The organism is Rhodoplanes sp. SY1 (assembly GCF_046000175.1).
Lineage (GTDB): Bacteria > Pseudomonadota > Alphaproteobacteria > Rhizobiales > Xanthobacteraceae > Rhodoplanes.
This window is the reverse complement of the sequence record NZ_JBEOMB010000205.1, coordinates 1-1,032: the sequence shown is the minus strand read 5'-3', so window position 1 is coordinate 1,032 and position 1,032 is coordinate 1. Positions and strand designations below refer to the sequence as shown.

The following is a 1,032-nucleotide window of genomic DNA, read 5'->3' as shown; positions in this document are numbered from 1 at the left end:
TTGTCGTGTCGCCTGACAATCCCCGCAGCACGGTCCTCACGCCGGTCGAGGAGGCCATGATCGTCGAGTTCCGCAGGCGAACTCTGCTGCCACTCGACGACGTCTTCGGCTGCCTGCGCGAGAGCATTCCGCGGCTGACCCGTTCGAGCCTTCACCGTTGCCTCGAGAGGCACGGCATCTCCCGCCTGCCGGACAGCGACAAATCGGCGTCGAAGCGAGGACGGTTCGCCGAGACGCCGATCGGCTACGTTCACATCGACATCTGCGAACTGCGCCTGGCCCAAGGCAAGCTCCATATGTTCCTGGCTATCGATCGGGTGTCGAAGTTCACCTACGTCGAGTTCCATGAACAGGCAAAGAAGCTCGTCGCTGCAGCCTTCTTGCGCAACGTCGTCGAAGCTTCCCCCACAAGATCCACACCGTGCTGACCGACAACGGCATCACGTTCGCCGACCTGCCGAAGAACCGCTCAGGCCCCACCGCACGGTTCAGCCTGCACGTCTTCGACCGCGTCTGCCGAGAGCACGGCATCGATCACCGCCTGACCAAGCCCTATCATCCGTGGACAAACGGCCAAGCCGAACGGATGAACCGGACCATCAAGGACGCCACCGTCAAGGTCTTCCACTACTCCGACCTCGATAGCCTGAAGGCGCACATCCTGGCCTTCGTCAAAGCCTACAACTTCGCCAAACACTTGAAGGCGATCAGGTGGAAAACGCCCTTCGAGGCAATCTGCGAGGCCTGGACGAAAGACTCTTCCCGATTCAAAATCGATCCTCGCCACCTCATTCCGGGACCAAACACGTAGAAACAGCTGGATCAGCGCTTTCATTGTCAAGCGACCCAGGAGCCTCGCGAGTGATCCAACCTTAAATCAGGACCCGTATGCCCTGTCAAAGATCGTCTCTGGACGCGACTTCAGAAATACCCCTAAGCAATTGCAGGGCGTCGACAGACGGGATTGCTCGACAGGCAAAAGCCGCCTATCGTAAAAAATAATCAGGTAAGCTCTTCAGAGCCGATCCAAGA

1 pseudogene is annotated in these 1,032 nt (G+C 58.6%); it reads left to right on the top strand.

Annotation, left to right across the window (positions count from 1 at the left end):
* Window positions 1-811 (top strand): annotated as a pseudogene (locus ABTU92_RS28335) (IS481 family transposase); the annotation flags it as partial.
* Window positions 812-1,032 lie beyond the last annotated feature (221 nt).